5 protein-coding genes are annotated in these 4,141 nt (G+C 71.9%); 2 read left to right on the plus strand and 3 right to left on the minus strand.

The genetic code is table 11. The features are described 5' to 3' along the window. The first annotated feature begins 180 nt into the window (after positions 1–180). Entirely contained in the window at positions 181–1,119 is a 939-nt protein-coding gene (locus IY392_RS05235) for a LysR family transcriptional regulator (protein WP_107757596.1), read from the plus strand. Here the strand turns inward: IY392_RS05235 and aroD are convergent. Next, entirely contained in the window at positions 1,091–1,966 is an 876-nt protein-coding gene (gene aroD / locus IY392_RS05240; RefSeq protein WP_194860706.1) for a type I 3-dehydroquinate dehydratase, read from the minus strand. The two genes, IY392_RS05235 and aroD, sit on opposite strands and share 29 nt — an antisense overlap. A 49-nt stretch (positions 1,967–2,015) precedes the next feature. Next, on the minus strand, positions 2,016–2,486 hold the full coding sequence (locus IY392_RS05245) for a DUF4262 domain-containing protein (RefSeq protein WP_194860707.1): 471 nt from the start codon (positions 2,484–2,486) through the stop codon (positions 2,016–2,018). A gap of 157 nt (positions 2,487–2,643) precedes the next feature. Between IY392_RS05245 and IY392_RS05250 the strand changes: the two genes are divergently transcribed. Next, on the plus strand, positions 2,644–3,816 hold the full coding sequence (locus tag IY392_RS05250; protein WP_107757593.1) for a patatin-like phospholipase family protein: 1,173 nt from the start codon (positions 2,644–2,646) through the stop codon (positions 3,814–3,816). 45 nt (positions 3,817–3,861) lie between these two features. On the opposite strand, the gene IY392_RS05255 is transcribed toward IY392_RS05250, so the two are convergent. Then, positions 3,862–4,141 (minus strand): DUF732 domain-containing protein (locus tag IY392_RS05255; RefSeq protein ID WP_194860708.1); only part of this gene is annotated, 280 nt, incomplete at its 5' end.

Genomic DNA, 4,141 nt, shown 5'->3' on the forward strand with positions numbered 1-4,141 from the left:
CCCCCGGCGGCGCCGTCTCCGCAGACGACCCCGCCGGGGGTGTGTGGCGGCGCGGCCGGGTGGCCAGGGGGGTGTCCATGGCTCCAGGGTGGTTGCCCGGCACCTCGCGCGGAAGCCGGCAGTACGGCATCGATGCATATCAGAAACACATGACCGGAACGGTTGCCATATGCTCATCGCATGACCAAAAGGTGGCCCGACCTGCTCGTGCTCGAGCTTCTGGTCGGCGTCGACGAGAAGGGCAGTCTGAGCGCGGCGGCCAGAAAGGTCGGGATGGCACAGCCCAACGCGAGCAGGGCGGTCAAGGAACTCGAGCGTCAGTTCGGGATGCCGTTGCTGCGGCGGCATCCGCGGGGTGCCACGCTGACCCCTCACGGGACGGTGCTGGCCCACTGGGCGCGACGGGTCCTCGGCGAGACGAGCAGGTTGCTGGAGGTGGCGCAGAGCCTGCAGTCCGAACGGTCCGCCACCCTGACCGTGGGCGCGAGCATGACCGTGGCAGAACACCTGATGCCCCGCTGGCTGGGGGCACTGAGCGGTGCGCGACCGGAGGTGAACATCCACCTGCAGGTCCACAACTCGGTGAGGGTCGCCGAGCTGGTGCTGGACGGCGCCTGTGATGTCGGGTTCATCGAATCCCCGACGGTGCCCCCCGGCCTGCACTCCGGCACCGTCGCCCGCGATCGGCTGGTCGTGGTGGTCCCGCCGTCACATCCGTGGGCACGGCGCCGGACCCCGGTGACCATCGCCGAGCTCGCGGCCACCCGGTTGGTGGTGCGGGAGCCGGGCTCCGGAACGCGGACGACCCTGGACCGGGCCCTGCAGGAGTACGAGCGCCCCGCGCCCCTACTCGAACTCGCCAGCGCCGCCGCCATTCGCACCAGCGTCCTGGACGGTGTCGGGCCGGCGGGGATGAGCACGCTCGCCGTGGCGGACCAGGTGGCCTCCGGCGCCCTGAAGGTCATCGAGATCGACGGCCTGGATCTGCATCGTGAGTTGCGTGCGGTGTGGCGGCCGCCGCGCCAGCTGTCCGGTCCGGCGGGTGACCTGGTGAACCTCGCGCGGCGCAGTCACCGGGGTGGGGGCGGGATCACTCCTGAGGTGCGGACCCGCCGCTGAGCAGCTCCAGAACGCGGCGGACCCCCACGGCGGGGAGTTGTCCGGGTGCGGAGGCCGCGCCCACCGTGGCGAAGGTGGCCGACGAGCCGAACGGTCCGCCACCGAGTCGGGTGACCGCCCCGAGGCCACCCATCGACATGGTGATCAGCGGGATGCGGGCGGCACGGTGGCGTTCCTCGGTCGCGGACAGCAGCGCCACGACGTCGGCGGCGGACCGTGGCGTCACGGCGATCTTGGCCACGTCCGCCCCCGCGTCCTCCATGGCGGCGAGCCGCGACACGATCTCCTCGGCCGGCGGGGTCGCCGCGAAGTCGTGGGTGGACGCGACCACCGCGACCCGGTGGTGGTGGGCCGCGGCGATGGAGTCCGCCGCGAGCGGGTGCAGGTACTCCACGTCCACGGCGGCCGCGGCACCGGTGGAGGACAGTGCCTCGACCATCGCGACGTAGGTCGTCGGGGAGATCTCCGCGCCCCCGCCCTCGCCACGGGTGCGGAATGTGGCCAGGATCGGCACCCCCGGCAGCAGCGTCGAGAGTCGCTCGAGGGCCTCCACCGCCGGGGCCGGGTCACCTCCGGCCCCGGCGGTGAAGGGCTCGAAGAGGTCGACCCGCCATTCGACGACATCCACCAACCGACCTGGTGACCGGCCCGCCCACGAGTCCGTGTCCGAGTCCGTGTCCGTCGAGGCTCCGTTCCGGGGTGTCCCCGCCTCGGCCGCGCTCCGGTACCCGTCTTCGGCGGCGACCAGCGCATCGACCTGCGCCTCGAGCTCCGCGAGATCCCGTCCGGTGAGCGGAACGATGATCGACGGCGAACGTGAGTCCAGGTGGAGCCGATGGCGGGGCATGGATAGACCCTACGACGACCCCGCCGTGCCGGAGGCCTCGGCAGTGACCTCAGCAGCACCCCTCGCACGGGCAGCGCCGACGGGCGGGTACAAGTTCCAGGGCGCTGAGGCCGCCGGAGCCGGCGGTGCGGTAGTAGCGGCCCGCCCACCGCAGCGTCCTGGAGGGGCGCCGAACCGGCGTGAGTTCCCACGTCGGCCCGTCGGGGCCCTCACACAGGAGGTGGCCGGCGTCGAGGACCCCGCCGTCCAGGACGGACCCGCCCCACCGGGTGAGCAGCGCGGCCGTCTCACGGGCGCCCAGGCCGCGGACCAGGAGCTCGGGGTGTCCGCGACCGGTGAGCCCGATCGTGTATCCGAATCGCTGGTCCGGTGGGAGGGGTGCGGAGTGACAGTCCACGCAGGTGCAGCCCTGGCCCACGTGGACCACGTGGATGCCGTACCGGTCGATGTTGGCGGCGACGACGGCCATGTCGGGGTCGATGGAGGCCACGGGGCGGAACGGGATGACGGTGTGGGACACGGGAACTCCTGGTTGTCTGGTGTGCGATCGTCCGTATCGAACAGGTGCTCGATACGAGTGCGACGATAGATCGCCCCTACGACACGGACGCCGAGGTGCCGTGATGATGCGCGCGGCCTCGGTGCACACTTGAGTGAGGACGAGGGAGGGGAACCGCATGAGGGTCGCGTTGGCACTGGGTTCCGGCGGGGCGCGCGGATATGCGCACATCGGGGCCATCCGCGAGCTCCAGTCGCGCGGACACGAGGTGGTCGGAGTGTCCGGGGCCTCGATGGGCGCGGTGGTGGGGTCGTTGCTCGCGGCCGGCGAGCTGGACCGTTTCGAGGAATGGGTGAGAGGTCTGGCACAGCGGGACGTCCTGCGGCTGCTGGACGTGTCCTTCGCCGGCGGGGGGGCGATTCGCGCCAACAAGATCATGGGCGTGATCGGCGAGATGCTCGACGACGTGCGGATCGAGGATCTCGCGATCCCCTACACCGCCGTGGCCACCGACCTGCGGGCGAGGCGGGAGGTCTGGTTCACCCGGGGCCCGGTGGACATCGCCGTGCGTGCGTCGTTCGCCATCCCGAGCATCGTCACGCCGGCGATCGTGGGCGGGCGACTGATGATCGACGGCGGCGTGACCAACCCGGTCCCGCTCGAGCCGCTCGCCTCGGTGGACAGCGATCTGGTTCTGGCGGTCTCACTGACCGGTCGCCGGGAGGGGATCCGTGGTTCCACCTTCCAGGAGAGCTCGGACCCCGAGGAACCGTCGGCCGTGGCGGATCCGAAGATCTCCAAGAAGGGGGGCACGGTGACGGCGACCACCGCCAGGCTCTCCGGTCGCATCCGGACGGCGGCGGCGGACGTGCGGGACGCCGACCTGGTCAGGCTGGTCGCGGCCCGCTTCGGTCAGGACTCGACAGGTCAGGACCCCACGGGCCAGGACCCGATCGGGGAGGAGGCGACCGGGATGGATTCGACGGGGCCGGGGGCCGAGCCCCGGCCACGTGCCTCCGAGAGGTCGACTCCTGGTGCGTCGGCGACACCGTCCCCCGAGGTCGAGGAGGCTGTGGAAGAGGGAGAACGCGAGGTCCGGGCCGAGGCCCAGAGCGACGAGCGCGGCCTGGAGTCCCTCCCGGGCACACTCCGGATCTTCGACGTGGTCTCCCAGTCGATCGAGGCCATGCAGAGCATTCTCACCGGCTACCGGATGGCGGGCAACCGTCCCGATGTCCTCGTGGAGGTGCCGTCCGACGCGTGCTCGGCGTTCGACTTCCACCGGGCGGAGGAGATGATCGAACTCGGCCGCCGGCTCACCGCGGAGGCGCTGGACCGGGAGGGGGTGTGAGAGCCCACCGTGCGACCCGGTGCGCCCCGATCCGGCTGAGCTCCCCTAACCCCCCTGGCCGACCTGCGGCAGGTGCTGCGGGCAGAACGCCCTGACCGCGGCGGCCACGACCACCGGCGCCTCGGTCACCGGTGCGTCGGGGTGGGCGTCGTTGTACTGCCGGACCACGTCGACATAGCCCATGTCGCCGTCGAGTGACGCGCAGGCGTCGCGCCCCCGGGTGAGGTAGTCCGGTTCGTCGTCGGCGACCACGCCGACCGTCCGGATCTCGCCGAGGAACTGCTCCTCCGGGGACCTCCCGTCGTCGCCCGCGTCCGGGGCCGGC

This window comes from Dietzia sp. SYD-A1 (genome assembly GCF_015356725.1).
In the GTDB taxonomy this organism is placed as follows: Bacteria; Actinomycetota; Actinomycetes; order Mycobacteriales; family Mycobacteriaceae; genus Dietzia.